The 18,242-nt window shown below is 64.5% G+C and carries 14 protein-coding genes; 10 read left to right on the forward strand and 4 right to left on the reverse strand.

Annotated elements, in window-relative coordinates; translation table 11 throughout:
• Nucleotides 1-15 precede the first annotated feature (15 nt).
• Complete coding sequence (locus tag VT84_RS10245; protein WP_082839462.1) at nucleotides 16-3,393, forward strand: efflux RND transporter permease subunit; 3,378 nt, start codon at nucleotides 16-18, stop codon at nucleotides 3,391-3,393.
• 120 nt (nucleotides 3,394-3,513) lie between these two features.
• Here VT84_RS10245 and VT84_RS10250 read toward each other — a convergent pair whose 3' ends face one another.
• Together VT84_RS10250 and VT84_RS10255 are read right to left on the reverse strand one after the other, a co-directional pair.
• Entirely contained in the window at nucleotides 3,514-4,071 is a 558-nt protein-coding gene (locus VT84_RS10250; RefSeq protein WP_052559875.1) for a hypothetical protein, read from the reverse strand.
• A gap of 6 nt (nucleotides 4,072-4,077) precedes the next feature.
• Nucleotides 4,078-4,410 (reverse strand): hypothetical protein, encoded by a 333-nt coding sequence (locus VT84_RS10255; RefSeq protein ID WP_052559874.1) that lies wholly within the window; start codon nucleotides 4,408-4,410, stop codon nucleotides 4,078-4,080.
• A 364-nt stretch (nucleotides 4,411-4,774) separates the two neighbouring features.
• On the opposite strand from VT84_RS10255, the gene VT84_RS10260 reads away from it, so the two are divergent.
• The 3 genes from VT84_RS10260 to VT84_RS10270 all read left to right on the forward strand — a co-directional run bounded on the left by VT84_RS10260 (nucleotide 4,775) and on the right by VT84_RS10270 (nucleotide 7,915).
• Nucleotides 4,775-6,454: an N-acyl-D-amino-acid deacylase family protein gene (locus tag VT84_RS10260; RefSeq protein WP_204249737.1), complete on the forward strand. Its 1,680-nt coding sequence runs from the start codon at nucleotides 4,775-4,777 to the stop codon at nucleotides 6,452-6,454.
• A 313-nt stretch (nucleotides 6,455-6,767) separates the two neighbouring features.
• On the forward strand, nucleotides 6,768-7,685 hold the full coding sequence (locus VT84_RS10265; RefSeq protein WP_082839463.1) for a LysR family transcriptional regulator: 918 nt from the start codon (nucleotides 6,768-6,770) through the stop codon (nucleotides 7,683-7,685).
• Between the two features lie 38 nt (nucleotides 7,686-7,723).
• The gene (locus VT84_RS10270) at nucleotides 7,724-7,915 is read left to right on the forward strand and encodes a hypothetical protein (RefSeq protein ID WP_052559871.1); all 192 of its coding nucleotides are present in this window, start codon (nucleotides 7,724-7,726) and stop codon (nucleotides 7,913-7,915) included.
• Between the two features lie 154 nt (nucleotides 7,916-8,069).
• Here the strand turns inward: VT84_RS10270 and VT84_RS10275 are convergent, their stop codons facing one another.
• Nucleotides 8,070-8,861: a 2-keto-4-pentenoate hydratase gene (locus tag VT84_RS10275; protein WP_052559870.1), complete on the reverse strand. Its 792-nt coding sequence runs from the start codon at nucleotides 8,859-8,861 to the stop codon at nucleotides 8,070-8,072.
• Between the two features lie 278 nt (nucleotides 8,862-9,139).
• Between VT84_RS10275 and VT84_RS10280 the strand changes: the two genes are divergently transcribed.
• The 4 genes from VT84_RS10280 to VT84_RS10295 all read left to right on the forward strand — a co-directional run bounded on the left by VT84_RS10280 (nucleotide 9,140) and on the right by VT84_RS10295 (nucleotide 14,810).
• A complete protein-coding gene (locus VT84_RS10280; RefSeq protein ID WP_162271660.1) occupies nucleotides 9,140-11,890 on the forward strand; it encodes a serine/threonine-protein kinase in 2,751 nt (916 codons plus the stop codon).
• Between the two features lie 372 nt (nucleotides 11,891-12,262).
• Nucleotides 12,263-12,652, forward strand: coding sequence for a tautomerase family protein (locus VT84_RS10285; RefSeq protein ID WP_082839465.1), 390 nt, complete (start codon nucleotides 12,263-12,265; stop codon nucleotides 12,650-12,652).
• Between the two features lie 55 nt (nucleotides 12,653-12,707).
• On the forward strand, nucleotides 12,708-13,520 hold the full coding sequence (locus tag VT84_RS10290; protein WP_157469393.1) for a sugar phosphate isomerase/epimerase family protein: 813 nt from the start codon (nucleotides 12,708-12,710) through the stop codon (nucleotides 13,518-13,520).
• 147 nt (nucleotides 13,521-13,667) lie between these two features.
• A complete protein-coding gene (locus VT84_RS10295) occupies nucleotides 13,668-14,810 on the forward strand; it encodes a redoxin domain-containing protein (protein WP_082839467.1) in 1,143 nt (380 codons plus the stop codon).
• A 108-nt stretch (nucleotides 14,811-14,918) separates the two neighbouring features.
• Here VT84_RS10295 and VT84_RS10300 read toward each other — a convergent pair whose 3' ends face one another.
• A complete protein-coding gene (locus tag VT84_RS10300; RefSeq protein WP_052559865.1) occupies nucleotides 14,919-15,449 on the reverse strand; it encodes a hypothetical protein in 531 nt (176 codons plus the stop codon).
• A gap of 230 nt (nucleotides 15,450-15,679) precedes the next feature.
• Here VT84_RS10300 and VT84_RS10305 point away from each other — a divergent pair, with 230 nt between their 5' ends.
• Nucleotides 15,680-17,044: an RNA polymerase sigma factor gene (locus VT84_RS10305; protein WP_157469395.1), complete on the forward strand. Its 1,365-nt coding sequence runs from the start codon at nucleotides 15,680-15,682 to the stop codon at nucleotides 17,042-17,044.
• Between the two features lie 236 nt (nucleotides 17,045-17,280).
• Nucleotides 17,281-18,189, forward strand: a complete 909-nt coding sequence (locus tag VT84_RS10310) for an efflux RND transporter permease subunit (RefSeq protein ID WP_082839469.1) — start codon at nucleotides 17,281-17,283, stop codon at nucleotides 18,187-18,189.
• Nucleotides 18,190-18,242 lie beyond the last annotated feature (53 nt).

The raw sequence follows: 18,242 nt of genomic DNA on the forward strand, positions 1-18,242 counted from the left end.
ACCGAGATCCGCTTCATGAATCTGCTGATCCGCTTTTCCCTCGGCAACCCGCGCGCGATCACCGTTCTGATGCTGACCATTGCCATCGGGGGCGGGGCCGCGCTCGGGAGCATCCCGGCCGACATCCTCCCGGTGTACAAGTCGCCCGCGGTGCAGGTGCTCACGTTCTACGGCGGGATGTCCGCCACCAACGTGGAAGCGGACATTACCGCGCGCATGGAGCGCTGGGTGGGGCAGTCGGCCGGCACCCGGCGCCAGGAGTCGCGCTCGATCATCGGCGCGAGCATCATCCGCAACTACTACTCCGACGACACGGACCCGAGTGCGGCGCTCACTCAGGTGAACTCGCTGTCCACGGCCGCCATTCCGAGCCTCCCGCCCGGTACGCTCCCGCCCGTGATTCTGCCCTACGACCCGACCTCCTCTACGCCCGTCGCGATCGTGGCGCTGAACAGCAAGACGCAGGGCGAGTCGGTCCTGTTCGATACCGGGCGGTACCAGGTCCGGAGCATGATTATGGCGTCGCCCGGCGCGAACGCTCCGGTGGTGTACGGCGGGAAGATCCGCACCGTGCTCGCGTACCTGAACCGGCAGGAACTCCAGGTTCGTGGGCTCTCGCCCCTTGATGTGATGGACGCCCTCGACCGGTCCAACGTGTTCCTCCCCGCGGGCGGGGCCAAGCTCGGGGGCATGGACTACGCCCTCGACTCGAACTCGATGTACGACCTGATCGACCGGATGGGCGACGTGCCCATCAAGACCGGCACCGACGGCACGATGGTGTTCCTGCGCGACGTGGCACTCCCGCGCGACGCGAACCTGATTCAGACGAACGTCGTCCGCGTGGACGGACGGCGGCAGGTGTACATCCCCGTGTACCGGCAACAGGGTGCCAGCACGCTCGGCGTGGTGAACAACCTGCGAGACGAACTGCCCGAAATGAAGAGCCGGCTCACGACTCCGGACGTGGACCTGAAGCTGGTGATGGACCAGTCGGTGTATGTCAAGAGTTCCATCGAGAGCCTCCGGAACGAGGGCGTGCTGGGCGCGATCCTGTGCTCGCTCGTGATCCTGCTGTTCCTCGGCGAATGGCGCATGACGGTGATCGCGGTGCTGACGGTGCCGATCGCCGTGCTTGGGGCGATCGCGGCGCTGTTCGGCGCGTCGCAGACCATCAACGTCATGACCCTCGCGGGCCTCGCGCTCGCGATCGGGCCACTCGTGGACAACGCGATCGTGGTGCTGGAGAACACGCACCGGCACCTCGGGCTGGGCGCGAAACCGAAACAGGCCGCGTTCCTGGGGGCGAGCGAGGTCGCGATGCCGGCCCTGGCCGCGACGCTCTGCACGCTCCTGGTGCTGGCTCCGCTCGCTCTTATTCCGGGGTTGGGCGCGTTCTTGTTCAAGCCCATGTTCCTGGCGGTCGCGTTCGCGATGCTGGTCGCGTACCTCGTGTCGCTCACGTTCGTCCCCACGCGGTGTGCGGCGTGGATGCGGCCCCACGCCCACGCCGGTCCGGTCCAGGAGCACGGCGAGGACTACAGTCACCGGAACGAACACGCAGCACCCGCCCGGCGCGGGCCGATCGCGGCGCTGTTCGCGAAGTGGGAATCGGTACTCGATGCGGTCTTTAAAGGGTACGCATCGCTACTCGCCGTGGTGCTCCAGGCGCGACCACTGGTGATCGGCGGCTCGTTCGCGCTCCTGGCCGCGGTGGTCGTGCTGATCGGCCCGCACTTGCGGCGCGAGTTCTTCCCGGAGGTGGACGCGGGCGCGTTCGAGATCTACGTTCGGGCCAACTCGGGTACGCGGATCGAGGTAACTGAGGGGTACGTTGAAGCGGTCGAGAAGTACGTGAAGTCGAAAGTCGGAGGGGACACCGAACTCGTCGTGAGCGAGTTGGGGCTGACCGCCGACTGGTCGGCCGCGTTCACCCCGAACAGCGGGCCGATGGACGCGGTGGTGAAAGTGCAACTCACCTCCGAGCGCTCGAAATCGGCTCAGGAGCACGTCACTGCGCTACGGGCCGGGTTCGCCACGGACCCGGAGTTCGAGCGACTCCTTCAAGAAACCTACGAGCGCAAGATCGCGGCGCAGGAGCTGAACGCGGGCGTCACGCCGTTCTCGCGCGGGAACCTGGAGTTCGCGTTCGACTCGGGCGGTATGATCCGATCCGCGATGAACGAGGGCAAGTCGACACCGCTCAACGTGAAGGTGACCGGCAAGAACCTGGAGAAGAACCGCAAGGTGGCCGAGAAGATCCTCGACGAAGTGCGCGGGATCGACGGCGTGGTGGACGCGCGCATCATCCAGCGCCTGAACTACCCGCTGTACATCATCGATGTGGACCGGACCAAGGCCGCGTCGCTCGGGTTGAGCCAGATGGAGGTGATGAAGAACGTGGTGGCCGCGTTCAACTCCAGCATCCAGTTCAACAAGAAGAACTTCTGGATCGATCCGATCAGCCACAACCAGTATTACGTGGGCGTCCAGTATCCCGAGGGCGAAGTGACCTCACTGGAAACGCTACGCGACATTCCGATCACCAGCCCGACGCAGCGCAAACCAGTGCTCCTGGGAACTATCGCCTCGCTCAAACCGGCTCAAGCTCCGTCCGAGATCGTCCACACCAACCTCCAGCCGACTATCGACCTCACAATGGGTGTGGCCGGGCGCGACCTGGGGCACGTTGCGGAGGACGTGAGCAAGGCGGTCGCGAAGTACGGCGTGGCGCGCAAGGACGGGAGCTGGACCCCGTTCGACCCGGACGCGAAGGAGCAGAAGCCGATGGAGGGGGCGAAGATCGCCCTCAGCGGCGAGTACCAGAAGATGCAGACGACCTTCAAGTATCAGGGGATGGGCATGGTCGCGGCGATCGTGCTCATCTACTTCCTGCTGGTCGCGCTGTTCCGGTCCTACGTCACGCCGCTGGTGGTGCTCTCGGCGGTACCCATCGGGATCATCGGTGTCGTGCTCGTGTTGTTCGTTACCGGCACCGCGCTGAACATTCAGTCGCTGCTCGGGGTGATCTTCATGATCGGTATCGTGGTGTCGAACACGGTGCTGCTCACCGACTTCGCCACGAACCTGCAAAAGACTGAGAAACTCACACCCACAGAGGCGATCAAGCGCGCCGGGGCGATCCGCGTGCGCCCGGTGGTGATGACCGCGCTAGCGACGTTCTTCGCGCTCATCCCGATGTCGCTGGGACTGGAGCGCGGGAGCGAGGCGAACGTCCCGCTGGGCCGCGCCGTGCTCGGTGGCCTCGTGGCCGGGCTGCTCACCACACTGTTCGTGGTGCCCTGTGTGTACTCGCTACTCATGCCAGAAAAGCTGGGTGACGCCGAGGAGCCGGAAGCTTTCACTCCGGCCCACGGCCCGACAAAAGCGTAGAGAAGGGAATGTTTCACCGCCGAGGGTACGAGAGGGCGCGGAGAAAAACAAAGGCGAAAACAGCCATTCTTGCCTTTGTTTTTCTCCGCGCCCTCTCGTGCCCTCGGCGGTGAAACACCTCTACACGAATGACCGCACGCGCCGTCGGACGTAAACGATAGCGAGCACCAGCCCGAGTGCCGCGCCCAAGTACCCGCCGCCGTGCAGGTACGCGACGATCACGAACGCCGGAACGTCTCGGACAGCCAGTTCAGTGCGCAATTCGTCCCACGAGCTGAGGTCACCCGACCGCGCCAGCGCGACACCGACGAGCGCCCCAATCAATCCCGCGACCGCGGCCGTGACCAATACGATCCCGAAGCACCGGGGCACGCACCGCCAGCGCTCGGCTCGCGGCAATTCGACCAGTCCCGCGCGGGCCGCGAACCACCCCGCCACCATTCCCACCCACCACGTGCCCAGGAACCCGACCACGGACGCGAACACCCGCGGCGGCAGTCCGACGTCCGCCCAGTCGAACTGGCGGAACTTCATCTTGGTGAAATACTCGGGAGAAATGGCGTAACTGATCTGATCGTGAACGACCCCGTAAGCGCCGGCGACCAGTGTGCCGAGCGCGGCAATCAGGATCATTGCCGGGAGCCGGCGAATCGGGAACGACGGATAGAGGACGTTCATGCTGCCCTACGTGCGTTGCGCCGTCGGGTCGCGTCGCACCCATTCGATGAGGCACAGTGCGACGACCAGAACCCCGAACCCGATGGCCCACGAACCAACCTCGGTGTAAAAGGCATAGACATCGGGCTGAAGGCGGGCACCGTTCTCGGTAGTTGACAGCTCTCGCGCGTTGATCCGCAGAAGTCCGCCCAAAATAACGGCCCCGAACCCGACGCACGTCGCGAGTGGGAGCCGAAAACCAGCGCGCGTGGTTGCGCGCGGCGTGATCGCGCGGGGCCGTTCCGGTGGGTGCTCCCGTTGCTCGTCGATCTCGAACCGTGGCGGGATCGGTGTGAACATTCCGGCTCCTCGTGCGCTTCGCACTACCCCGACGCGGTCCGTTGGAACGAACGGCCTTATTGTAGGGCGTTCTGTGTCGGCGGGATGCGTGCGTTCAACCTCAATGCTCGTGAGAACAGGATCGCGCGTACCAATTTTCACCGCCGAGGGCACGAGAGGGCGCGGAGAAAGGCAAAGACGAAGGTAACCGTTCTTGCCTTTCTCCGCGCCCTCTCGTGCCCTCGGCGGTGAAACGTTCTTGCAAAGGCCTCGCGCGGGCGGTTCCCTCCTCAGCCATTTGCATTTTCGGATTTCGAGTTTGTCTTCGCTTCGGATTTCCCGCCAAATGGTCTGCGTGTTCCGAATTTCGTCACGCGAGGCTGCCGTGAAGTTCCTCTCCCTTCTGATCCCCGCCGCACTTGTGAGCGCACTGGCCGCGCTCCCGCTCCCCGCCGCGGACCCCGAATACGACCTCGTCATCCGGAACGGGCGCATCGTTGATGGAACCGGGAACCCGTGGTTCCACGGCGATCTTGCCATTACCGGCGACAAGATCGCAGCGCTGGGAACCGTTGTGGGGAAGGCCAAGCGCACGATCGACGCGAAGGGGCTGATCGTCGCGCCGGGCTTCATCGACATTCACTCGCACTCGGACGACCTGCTCCTCGAAGACGGTCACGCTCAGAGTAAAGTGCGCCAGGGCGTAACTACCGAGGTACTCGGTGAGGGGCGCTCGGCGGCTCCCGCGAAGGGACAACTACCCGCGCGCAAACTCACCGCACGCGGAAAAGACCTCACGTGGGCTACGCTCGGCGGCTACTTCGATACCGTCGATCGGGCCGGGGTGAGTGTGAACGTTGCGAGTTACGTGGGCATGGACAACGTCTGGGAGTGCGTGATGGGAAAATCCCACACACGACCCACACCGAAGCAACTGGACGAAATGAAGGCGCTGCTCGACGAAGCGATGAGGGATGGCGCGTTCGGTATGTCCACGCTCCTCATGATGCCCCCCGGATCGCTCGCGACGACGGACGAACTGGTCGAACTGTGCAAGGTCGTGAAGAAGCACGGCGGAATCTTCTCCTCGCACATCCGGAGCGAGGGATTAGACGTATTCGCGTCGGTGAAACAGGTGATCGAGGTGGGGGAACGGGCCGGCGTGCCGGTGGACATCATTCACCTCAAAATCGCCGACGAGAAGCTGTGGGGCAAGATGAAGGACGTGATCGAACTGATCGACGCGGCCCGCAAGCGCGGCGTGAACGTGCAGGCGAACGTCTACCCGTACACGCGCGGAAACAACAACCTGTCGAGCATCATTCCGCCGTGGGCACACGAGGGCGGGCTAGCGAAGTTCCTGGAGCGCCTCAAAGACCCGAAGGATCGCGTGCGCCTCAAGAAGGACATCAGTGAGGGCGTGCCCGGCTGGTACAACCATTACACCGCGGTGGGCGGGGACTGGTCGCGCATGCTGGTCAGCGGGCGCGGGGCATACGAGGGGCTGACGATGGACCGCGTTATTGCGGCCAAAGTGAAGGGCCAAACCCCGGCGCCCGACCCGCTCGATGTCCTCTTCGATGTGCTGATCGAACAGGGCGGTTCGGTGCCCACGGTGTTCGCGCACCACGACGAGAAGGACATGAACCTCGCGATGCAGCAGCCGTGGTGCTCGATCGGCTCGGACGGTGCCGCCTACGCGACCGAGGGCGCCCTCAAACGCGGCAACCCGCACCCGCGCAACTTCGGGACGTTTCCCCGCGTGCTCGGGCTATACGTGCGCGATCGCGGTGTGCTGAAACTGGAAGACGCGGTTCGCAAAATGACCTCACTCAACGCCGCGAAGATCGGCCTCACGGATCGCGGAACACTGCGGGCCGGGTTCTTCGCGGATGTCGCGGTCTTTGACCCGAACACGGTGATCGACAAATCGACCTACACTGCGCCGTTCGCTTACAACGACGGAATCGAGTTCGTCATCGTGAACGGGCAAGTTATCATCGACCGCGGCAAGCACACCGACGCGATGCCAGGACGCGCCCTGCGGAAGGGTAATCCGAAATAACGGCGGTTGCGGATTGTTCGCAGGGGCACCGGTTGATCCCAGGGGGCGCGTCTGCGCCGCGCCCCCGGGCTGAGGAATGTAACCCCGTTGGGGTATCAGCATTGGTGGTGCCGGCGCCGGTACCGTGGTTTGTGGCACACCCGCCGCTCTTGTGGGCGGGGGGCACCGGGCGCCCATTTCTGGTTTGTACCCCAACGGGGTTACATTCCTCAGCCCAGGGTCGATCGCGCAGCGATCGACCCTGGGAACAAACAGGGGTACGCACCCTTTGCTCAACCCGCGACCGCACCCCGCGAACCGTTGAGGCGCGCTGATGGCCGATCCGCTCCCGTCCGTTTCGACCGATCAAGTCGCCGCGCTCGTGGAACTCGCCCGTGCCGGGAGCCTGCGCGCGGCCGCGGCCGGGTTGCACATCACCGAACAGGGGTTGCGGAACCGGCTCGTCGCGCTCGAAGGGCTGCTCAAGGTGTCGCTGTACCACAAGCAGCGCGGCCCGCGGCGCCGGTCCCCGCTCACGCCGCAGGGCGAGCAGTTCCTCCCGCGTGCGACCGCGTTCCTGGAGAGCGCCCGGCGCCTCGGCGGGAACGAACCCGCGGGGCCGCAGGAGGTCCACGTCGCCGCGACGCAGTACCTCACGCTGTACGCGATGCTCGACGCGGTCCGTCGGTTCCACCGCGCATTCCCGGCGATCCGCGTGCGGCTGAGTTCGCGCACCGAGCGCGACATCGAGGACGCGCTGCTCCGCGACCCGGACCTTGCGTTCGGCGTGGCCGCGCCTTACGAGGGTGGCTCCGGACTGGACTACCGGCACCTGTTCTCACTCGATTGGGGTCTGATCGCACCCCCGCGTCACCCGCTCCTCAAGAAACGCGGGTTGACTCTGGCGGACTTGGTGGGCGTGCCGCTTATTGTGTTCGAGCGCGGGTCGACCGGCCGGCAGCACGTGCTGAACGCCTTCTACCGATTGGGATTGAGTCCGCGTGTCGATATGGAAGCGACTACGACGGGCATCGTGGTGAAGATGGTGGAAGCGGGCTTGGGGGTGTCGCTGGTCCCGCTGATGCCCAACGGGTCGGTGACCCGCGGGGTGAACGTCGGCGTGCGAAAGCTGCCGGACCAGATCGAACCGATCCACTCGGGCATTCTCATTCGCCGCGGCGAAACGCCCCCGCCCGCCGCGGAAGCGTTCATCCAGTTCCTGAAGCCCACAGACGCGCCCGCACCAGGGTGAATACAAATGAAGCCGATGTGCCGCAAGGAGACGGAACGATGTACTTCCTCGATTACCTGTTGATCGTAGTGCCGTTGGGATCGATCTTCGTTGCTCTGATGGTTCTCGTGATCCGATTGCCCGGCACCGAGGGCAAAATGACGTGGGCGCGGCTGTTACTCGCCGCAGGGGTTCTTGTCTTCGGTGGAGCGAGTTTCGCAGTAGCGAGTTACATCATTCAGCAAATGTAGGCAGGATTAACCGAAGGAAGAAACGATACGAGATACGTTCGGAATCGTGTTGATCCTGTTAATCCTGTCCAAAAATCTTCAATTCCTGGGCTGTTGGCCCAAAGTTACGACCGATTTACGCCGATTGCTCGACCCGCGCGAACTGATGGCTCGCTCAGTCCGTTGTGAAGCTCATGCTCACTTGACCGAGCGGACCGAAGTCCGCGGCGAGGTGGTCGCCGGGGCGCGCGAGGTAGATGCCGGTCGTGATGCCGGTCGTAACTCGGTCCCCGCGCCCCAACCGGCGCCCGAACTTCGGCAGTTGGTTCGCCAGCCACGCTACCACGTTCAGTGGGTTACCCAGCACCGCCGCGCCCGAACCGGGGAACGTTTGCTCCCCGTTAACCACGAGCGTGACCGGGTGTCGGGCGAAGTCCAGGTCGCGCCAGTCGGCATACGGCTCCCCCGCGACCCACGCGCCGTGGATCGCGTTATCAGCGAGGAGCGACGGCGCTCCCACCGTTTGCCAGTCGTGATACCGGTGGTCCACGATCTCAATTGAGGGCATCGCGGTTCCGATGAACGGGCGAATGGTGTCGGCCGTGTACACCGGACCGGGGAGTACGTCGGCCCCCATCTCGAACCCGAACTCCGCCTCCGCGCACCGAACCACGAAGTCCGATCCTCGAAGCGTCGCCGGGCTGCTGTACGAAGAGTGCGACATGAGCACCCCGAAGAACGGACCGTCCACACCGAGCGCCTTCTGCGCCAGTTCGCTCGTGCAGGCGATCTTATACCCAATCGGTCGGCTACCGAATTGATTCAGGATCTTCCCAACGAGGCGCTCCTGGACCAGATACCCCTCGGCGATCGATTGGGGCACGAGATCCGCGGGGAGCGCAGCGACCGGCCGCTGGGTTGAGCGCATCTCGAAGAGGTACTCGCATGCGGCCGTTACGCGGTCCATTTCTGCCCCTCAAAACACCAACGGAGAGAATTCGCAGGCGGCAGAATACCACGCCGGCACCGTCGCGGCGCGGGGAATCGTGGTGTCACCATAAGACCGGGTCGGGATTCACCTGCGGAACGAAAACGCAAAAAACTACCGCACCGGCGCACGGGCGCGAAACACGTACTAGGCTTGCTGCAGCCGCACATCGTCCCGGCACGGAGCGTCAAGCGCCGATCGCCCAACCAGCACACCCATTCGCCCCCTACAGGCTGCATCGCACGCGGAGGTGCGCCGTGCCCCGCTCGACCCAGGCCCGAAAACATCACGACAGCGCGGTCGCCTTCGCCGAAGAGGTCTGCACCGATCACATGAGTGCGCCGCCCCCGGCACTCACTCCCCACGACGCCACCGACTGCGTGTGCTTCGTGGGGCACGGGTCCGATTCGGGATCGTCCGTCGAACTCTCGGGGCTGCTCTCCGACGATCCGTACCCGCGCATCGGTTCGCACCTGCTCCACTTCGAGATCGTTGAAGAACTGGGGCGCGGGGCGTTCGCGCGAGTGTACCTCGCGCGCCAGGAATCGCTCGCGAACCGGCTCGTCGCGCTGAAGGTCACACTCGTCTGGACCGCCGAACCGCAGACGCTCGCCAAACTCCGGCACACGAACATCATCCCGGTGTACTCGGTCCACGAAGCGGGTCGGTTCCAGGTGGTGTGCATGCCGTTCCTCGGGCGCCACACACTGGCCCGGGTGCTCGCCGACCTGTCCGATGAGGTTCCGACTTCGGCCCGCGCACTGTTCGATCAGCTCCCCGCCGCGGGCGAGCACGAACTGAATCACGCGACCTACGCGGACGGGTGCCTGTGGGTGATCGGCCAACTCGCGGCCGGGCTGACCCACGCCCACCGCGCCGGCACCCTTCACCGCGACCTGAAGCCCGGGAACGTGCTGCTCACCGACGACGGCACGCCCATGATCCTCGACTTCAACGTGGCGACCTCGACCGACGGCACCGACGAGGCCGCGAGTTCGGTCGGCGGGACGTTCCCGTACATGGCGCCCGAGCACCTGCGTGCCTTCGCCGGTGAACCGGCCGTCGTAGACGCACGCAGCGACCTGTTCTCGCTCGGCGTGATGCTCTACCAGATGCTCACGCAGGAACTCCCGTTCCCACACGTTTCACTGCCGAATAAGCAGGACACCGTGCGTCGGCAGATTGCCGTTCAGGAGCAACCGCCGGTCCCGGTGCGCGAGCGGAACCCGGCCGTGTCGCCCGCGATCGCGGCCGTCGTCGCGAAGCTCCTCGACCCGGCCCCCGCGCGCCGGTACCAGAGCGCGGCGGACTTGCGGGAAGACATCGCCCGGCACCTCGCGCACCTTCCGCTGCGCTTCGCCCCAGAATCTTCGTTCCGCGAGCGCGCCCGGAAGTGGCGCCGGCGCAATCCGCGCCCCGCGACCGCACTGATGGTCACGGCCGCAGCTCTGGTGCTGTTCGTGCTGCCCGCGTCCGTCGCGGCCGTCCGGCAAACGCAGATCGCCACCCGCACAAAAGAAGTACAGCGCGCCGAGGCCCTGGTCGCGGCCGATGCCGCCGTGAGTCAACTCCACACCGCGGCCGTGGAACTCGGTTCTCGCACCGACCCGGCCCTGCGCGAACGCGGACTGGCCGACGCGCGCAACGTGGTCGCGCGGTACGCGGTCGCCGACGACCCGGCGTGGGACCAGCGTCCGCAGTTCGTGCTGTTGGACACAGCACGCCGCGTCGAACTGAAGAAAGCGTTGGCGGAAATGCTCGTGCTGATGACGCGCGTGGAGGCCGAGGCCGGCGGGTACTCGCGCGAGGCGATCGAGGCCGGGCTGCGCTGGAACGCTGCCGCTGACCGGCTGTTCGCACCGGAGGACCGCCCCGGCGTGCTCGATCGGCACCGGGCCGAACTCGAAGCCCGGCGCGACGGGCGCCCGGTGCCGTTGTTCCGCCCCGCCCCCGTAACCGCACGCGACGCGGACCTCCAGTTCGATGGATTAGACCTCGCGGCCACCGATCGCTACCGCGAAGCGCTCCCGCTCCTCGCGCGGTTCTGCGACCGTAACCCGACGCACTTCCGGGCGTGGTTCGCACGCGGGATGTGCCACGACGCGCTCGGGCAACCGGCCGATGCCGCGACCGCGTTCAGCGTGTGTCTCGCGCTCGTGCCAGACTTCCCACTCGCACTCGCGAACCGCGGTATCGCCCGGCTGAAACAGAAGCGCTACCAGGAAGCCGAAGCCGATTTCACCCGCGCACTTGAACTGAAACCGGACTGGACCGTTGTGCTGGTGAACCGCGGACTCGCCCGCGAGGGGTTGAAACAGTACAAGGGGGCCGAGGCCGATTTCACGTCCGTACTGGCGGACCCGGCGTCACCCGCCCGGGTACTCTTCCTTCGATCGCGTGTGCGCCACGCGGACAACAACCCCGCGGGCGCGAATGCCGATCGCGCGGCGGGGTTGAAGCGCGAACCGAACGACCCCCTTAGTTGGGCCACGCGCGGGCGCCACCGGATGGCGAAAGAGCCACTCGGCGCGCTCGCGGACTTTGACGCCGCGCTGAAGATCGCCCCCGCAATGCGCGAAGCCTTGCTCGATAAAGCCATTGTTCTCGCGGACCACTTGCACCGCGAAGCGGAGGCGATCTCGCTCCTGGACCGGTTGCTCGATTTGTACCCCGACCACACCGAGGGGCGCGCCGGGCGCGGGGTGTACCTCGCCCGGTTGGGGCGCGCGCCCGAGGCGCGCGCAGACGCAGCTACCGTGCTCGCGGCAGAACCAACCGCGTACCGCAAGTACCAAGCAGCCGGGCTGCACGCTCAACTCGCGAAGCACGCCCCGCGCGGTCCCGACCGCGCGGAAGCCTTGCGCTTGCTCGCACTCGCGCTGCGTGCCGGGTTCGACGACATGAAGCTCCTGGCAACAGACACTGACCTCGACCCGATCCGCACCGACCCCGAGTTCCAGCGCCTCGTTCGCGCGGTGAGTCACATCATTCCGGGCGCCCCGAAGTAGCCCCCTGTTTGTTCCCAGGGTGCGCTCGCTGCGCGATCGACCCTGGGCTGAGGAATCTAACCCCGTTGGGGTACAAGCATTGGTGGCGCCGGCGACTGGCGCCCCAAGCCCTACGACCCACCGCCCTTGCGGGCGGGGTTCGCCCATAACGTGGCCCGTACATCCGTTGCCAATGGTGCCTTAACCTGGCGCAACAGGTGAACCCCGCCCACAAGGGCGGTGGGTGTGGTGCCCACATGCGATTGGCTGGCCGCATGTGCGGTTGGCCTACCCCGAACGGGGTAAGATTCCTCAGCCCAGGGTCGATCGCGCAGCGAGCGCACCCTGGGAGCAAACAGACGCCCCAGAAGACTCATCAAGGCGGATGTCGCAATGCCGTACCTGCAACTGGACGTGCCCGGGAGTTACCCGACCGAGACGAAGCGTGAGGTCGCGCGCCGGATCGCCGCCCTCTATGCCAAGTCGATGGACACCACGCCGGCCCGGGTGACTGTTGGGTTCCGGGAACTCGGCGCGGGCAACCTGTGGACGGCGCTTGATGGAGAGGGCGAACCAGGGGCGATCGTAATGTGCGACGTCCGATCGGGGCGCACCCCAGACCAGCGGGCCGAACGCGCACGCGGTCTGATCGCAATCTGCACCGAGCTACTTGGGCTGCGCGACGACCGGTTGGTGGTCGAGTTTACCCAGCACACGGGCGACGAGATGTACCGGGCCGCGGGTGGGTGGTCCGCAGACTGGAACGCGACCGAAGCCGGATAAGGTGCGGTACCGGTAGCAAAAACCCTTGGGTTCGCGGATCGATTCGAGTACCTTGGTGCCCCGGCCGCGTTTCGCCGGGCCGATCCTCACCGAGCACTCGATGAGCAGCCCAAAGGATCAGGGGCGTTCCCCCACAGCACTTCAACTTTGGACGATTCGAGACGCCGTCTCGTCGGACATCGAGCAGGCGCTCCGCTCGGTGAAGGCCGCCGGCTTTCGAGCGGTCGAACTCGCGCCACTTCCTCTCGGCTTATCCGCTGAGCGCCTCGCAGAAGCACTCGCGCGGCACGAATTGACTGTCGTGTCGATCCACGGCGACCTGCCGACGCCCGCGAACATCGAACACTGGACACAAATCGCTCACGTGTGCCGGTGCCGGAAGATCATCTGGCACGGGTGGCCCCGCGATCCGCGTTACGATTCTGCTGCGGGGTTGCGTGATCTGATCGCGAACTGCAACGCAGCCGGGAACCTCGCACGCGAACACGGACTCGAATTTGGATTGCACAACCACTGGTGGGAGTTCGAGCTGCTCGAAGGCGTGCTCCCGATACGCACGCTTCACAAGGAACTGCATCCCGACATTTTCTGGCAGTTGGACGTGTACTGGGCGCGGACCGCAGGGTTCGACCCCGCCGGCGCCGTTTCGGAACTGGGACCGCGGCTCGGGTCGATTCACTGGAAGGACGGACCGGCCGTGTACGGCCAACCGATGACGGCTCTCGGGAACGGAGCCGTCGACATCCCCCGAATCCTGAACACCCTAACGCACCCGGTCGATTGGGTCATCGAACTGGACGAGTGCGCGAGCGATCCATTGGAGGCCGCGCGGCAAAGTCTCGTCTACCTCGAAGCTCGCACTTCGTGAGCGGCACATCGCGGTATATACGGCGGAAAAGTCGGGCACATATTTGCGCGATAATGGGCCGCCCCACGGCGCCCGCTCCGTATATTGCCCAGCACCGGTCCTAGCCGACGTGGTCGGGACGGTCACACATCTCGAACGGTGGTCACCATGCGATTCACCCTTTCGGCACTGCTCCTGGCGGCGGTCACGTGGGCGGTCGTCGCCGACGACGTCAAGAAGGGCGAGGACACGAAGAAGGCGGAGAAGAAGGGCGACGGGGCGGAAACCCCGGACCAGAAGTTCAACGACCTGATGAAGCGCTACTCGGAAACGGTGATCCAGTTCCAGAAGAACATGCAGGCGGCCAAGACGGACGACGAGCGCAAGAAGTTCAACGACGCGTTCCAGCCGAAGCACGAGAAGCTGGCCCGGGAAGCCCTGGACCTAGCCAAAGCGAACCCGAAGGCGGCGTTCGTCATGCGCGCACTGGCGCTGGCCACCCGGGACGACACCACCGACACCGAGGCGCTGAAGTTCGCGGTGGACACATTCGTGGACGACGTGAAGATCCTCGACCTGGTGCCGATGCTCGCGTTCCGCCCGGACGGAAAAGCTCTGCTCGCGAAGTTGGCCGAATCGAAGAACAAGGACGTTCGCGGCGGGGTGCAGTTCATCCAGATCACCAACGAGATCGACAGGTTGGACTCGAACGGCAAGGCGAAGCCGGACGAGCTGGCGAAGGGGTTCGCCGAGGCGCGGAAGAAGTTGGACACGCTGGTGAAGGAGTACGGGGACGCGAGCGTGCGCGGTCCGCAGGGGCCGACGAAGCTGTCCGACGCGGCGAACGATGTGGTGTACATGCTCGACCACCTGACCGTGGGCAAGGTGCTCGGCGACGTGGACTGCCCGGTGCTGGACAGTGACAAGAAGGCGAAGGTGAGCGACTACCGCGGCAAGGTGGTGGTGCTGGACATTTGGGCCACGTGGTGCGGGCCGTGCCGGGCCATGATCCCGCACGAGCGCGACATGGTGAAGAAGCTGGACGGCAAGCCGTTCGCGCTCATCAGCGTGAGTGCCGATGAGAAGAAGGAGACGCTGACCAAGTTCCTGGAAAAGACCGAAATGCCGTGGACCCACTGGCACGCGGGGGAGAACGGGGCTCTGATCAGCAAGTACCAGGTGAAGTTCTTCCCGACCATCTACGTGCTCGACGCGAAGGGCGTGATCCGCCACAAGAACATCCGGGAGAAAGAGCTGGAGCACGCCGTCGAGGAACTGCTCAAGGAAACCGCGCAGGGCGAAAAGAAGTGAGCCTTCGGTTTAGATGAATCGTCTGCGCCGCGCTCGCCAAAGTTGGGAGTGCGGCGTTACCACAGGGCGCTGAGGCAAATCGAGATTGCTCTCGTGGTGGTTTTGCTCTCAGCGACGAAGATCGTATTCCGGTGGGCACTGTTGGGCTGTGGTCAGCCTGAAGCCCGAGTCCAAGAGCACTTCTGCACCCGGCCCCACGAAAAACGCCCTAATCTGGATGAACTGCTTCCGAAGCGCGGCGTCGAAGGCACGTTGTAGGCGCGCGGCAATTCGAGTTTTGTGCGCTGTTCGGACCTCGCCCTGGAGTAGGACGTTGTCACCGTACAACCCGCCGTGCCGGAGAACCGTGCTGTCCGGGTTGGTGAGTTGGTCGACGGACCACCGGTCTTTGCCTTCGTAACGGGGCAATGGTCGGAGCACAACGTCCGTGCCGACTTCCGTCACGAGGTATCCGGGGCCGCTCCCGGCGGACTCGAACGGCTGCGGTCGGAAGAGGGTGGGCAGATCCCGGGCGGTAAGAAAGTGGTCGGCCCTCGGCTCGCAGATGTGTTCAAAAGGCGTGTACACGATCGAGTGCCGGGCTTCAACACTTAGCAGGACCGACAACAGGTCGTCCGCGGTCGCGAAAAAGAACGCCATCCGTGCCTCACTACAAAAGTGCTCGCGCCGACAACAAAAACGAGCGGGTTGTTCTCACGAATAGTGCCCCGGTGCTGATTTCCTGCGCCGACTGCCAAGACGCAGTGCCGGTTGAAAGGGATTTTAAGAACTCGGCTGATTTTGATCTCGCTCTCCCGATTCTTCAAATTCTTGAAGGAATCGCGGCGCGCCGGGGCAGTACATTTCGCGGGTTGCAACCGGGGACCAACATGACCGCGACGCGATCTCTGTCCGCTTCGCTCCACCAACTGGGTCGAACCCTCCACGCCGACGAACTCGCCCACCTCTCCGACGCGGAGCTGGTCGCGCGGTTCGTCGAGAGCCGCGACGAGGGCGCGTTTGCTGCGCTCGTGCGACGGTACGGGTTCATGGTGTTCGGCGTGTGTCGGCGCGTGTTGCGGCACGAACAGGATGCCGAAGATGCGTTCCAGGCCACGTTCCTCGTCTTCGCACGCGACGCGGGCACGCTCCAGCGCGCGGGCGCGATCGGGAACTGGTTGTATGGGGTGGCCCACAACGTCGCACGAAAAGCACGCGGATCGCGCACTCGGCGCGACGCGAAAGAGTACACGGCCGCAGCGCTCCACCCGTCCGCTGTACTGCCGGTTCCCGTGGACGATCTCAAAGACGTTCTGGACGGCGAACTCGGCGCGCTGCCGGACAAGTACCGCGCGCCGATCGTATTGTGCGACCTGCTGGGTCTGACGACCCAACAGGCTGCCGTAGAAGTGGGCTGCCCGCCGAAGACACTCGGCACGCGCCTCAGTCGGGCGCGGCTGCTTTTGGCCCGGCGGCTCACGCGGCGCGGCGTCGCGCTGACGGCCGGTACGCTCCCCTCGGTACTGGCACCACACGCAACGGGCGCGGTGCCGGTTCGGTTGCTCGATCGCGCTGTCACCACAGCGACCCGCTCAGCGACCGTCCCTCCGTCGGTCGCGGCCCTTACCACAGGAGTCTCGACCGTCATGGCGTACAAGTCACTCAAGTTCGCGCTGCTCGCGTGCGGTCTGATTGTTATTGGCGGGCTGGTCACGCCCCCGGTGATTCAGCACCTCCACGCCGCACACGCTCCCAAGAAGACGTCAGCATCAGTCGCGGGTACATCGACGCAGAAACAAAGCGAAGCGGTCCCGCCGAAACCGCCCGCAAACGCCCACAAGGAACTGCACCAGTTCTTTATGCGGCTCATTCACGGCGAATTCTTCGCGGCGACCACCGAGGAAAAGAAGGACGATAAGCCCGAGACGCTCTCCGGCGCGTGGGGCAAAAAGGACGGCGAGTTGCGGGTCACGTTCGAGAAAACGGACCTGAAGATCTCCCCACACGGAAAGGACGATCTCATCCTGATCCTGTGCGAGTACACAATCAAAGACGGGCTGGTGAAAGCCAAGATTACAGGATTCGAGGGCAAGGCCGAAGCCAAGAAAGCGATCGCTGAGAAGTTACCGGTCGGTACCGAGTTCACCTTCAAGTGGGGCGCCAAGAACGGTACCGCCACCATCGCCGAAGTGAAGGGCGAAAAGGTCGAAATGCTCGCGTCGCACCTCGAAGGCGAGTTCGAGGAGAAGAAGTAGCTAGAGTATGTTGTGCAGACGGCCGGGCGAGAATCGACCGGCCGTCTGTGTCCCCGATTGACCGTTGGCGCGCGCTGCACGAAAGGCAATGCGCACGCACTCCAGGTTTGCAAACGAGTGCGGGTCTGTGCATAACTATAAGGAGTTGCTCTGCTACAATCTCGCGAAGTGAGTTTTGCCGCGGCCCCGAGCCCGTGGGCCAGAATACGCATCGCTTGGCGCAATGAGGTAGGCCTGTGAGCGAAAGCCCGCGCAACGAGTGCAGGTCCGGTTACCGTGCGGCGAGGCTTAGCGGCTTTACCGCACTGTGCCTGTTGTTCTCCGTGACCGGTTTTGTCGGCTGCCGACAGTCGCCCCCGCCCCCGGCCGTGGGCGCGGTCATTGAGGTAACCGCGGTTTACCCTGGTGCAAACGCGCCTGTGGTCATTTATACGATAGTCATGCTCTTTGAGCATTTTTTGCAGGGTGTCGAAGGAGTGGTGCGACTCGAATCCGAATCGAATAACTCCGGCCGGTGCGTCGCCCGGCTTTATTTCGGACCCGGTACCGACGTGACCGCTGCCAGAGAGCTTGTCCAGAATCGCGTGGATCAGATAGAGCTACCTCAGCTGATTAAGCGGGAAGGCATTTCAGTCACGGTCGGCCGGTTGGCCGACGGGCCGAAGCAAGTTGTTCTCGCGGTCGTAGACAAGACCAGTGCGGACTGGGCTGCATTGGACGCGGCATCCGAGACCGTTCGGGAGCACCTCGCTACAGAAGGGGCCATTGTCGCGCCGCACAAAGACCCACTGCCCGCGAAAGTGGTTTCGTTAGATATCGACAGAAAGAAGTGTAGAGAACTCGGCATCTCTCACGAGGATCTGTTTAAGGCGTTCCAGCAGACGGGTCCGAAGCCTACACCTACCGACTTGCAAACGGTCAAGGTGCGTGGGGATAGAACCTTCGGAGAAGTTGCCGCCTACCGCGAATTGGACGTCGTGACACTGTTCCGTGTCGACGGTCAGAATGCCACCCGGATTGTCGGTACACCGCCCGAAGGGAAATCCGTTACCGACGCCGCAAACCGGTGCCTTCAATCGGCTGGAGCCGCGTTCAAAGGGCCGGGTGCCGCTACGTTTAGCGTAATAAACATTTCGGAACGGTGAGGAATCCGCGACGGCGCGTCCGTCGCGGACTTCGAGTTGCCGATTAACGAAAG

It is taken from the genome of Gemmata sp. SH-PL17 (assembly GCF_001610855.1).
Classification (GTDB): Bacteria; Planctomycetota; Planctomycetia; order Gemmatales; family Gemmataceae; genus Gemmata; species Gemmata massiliana.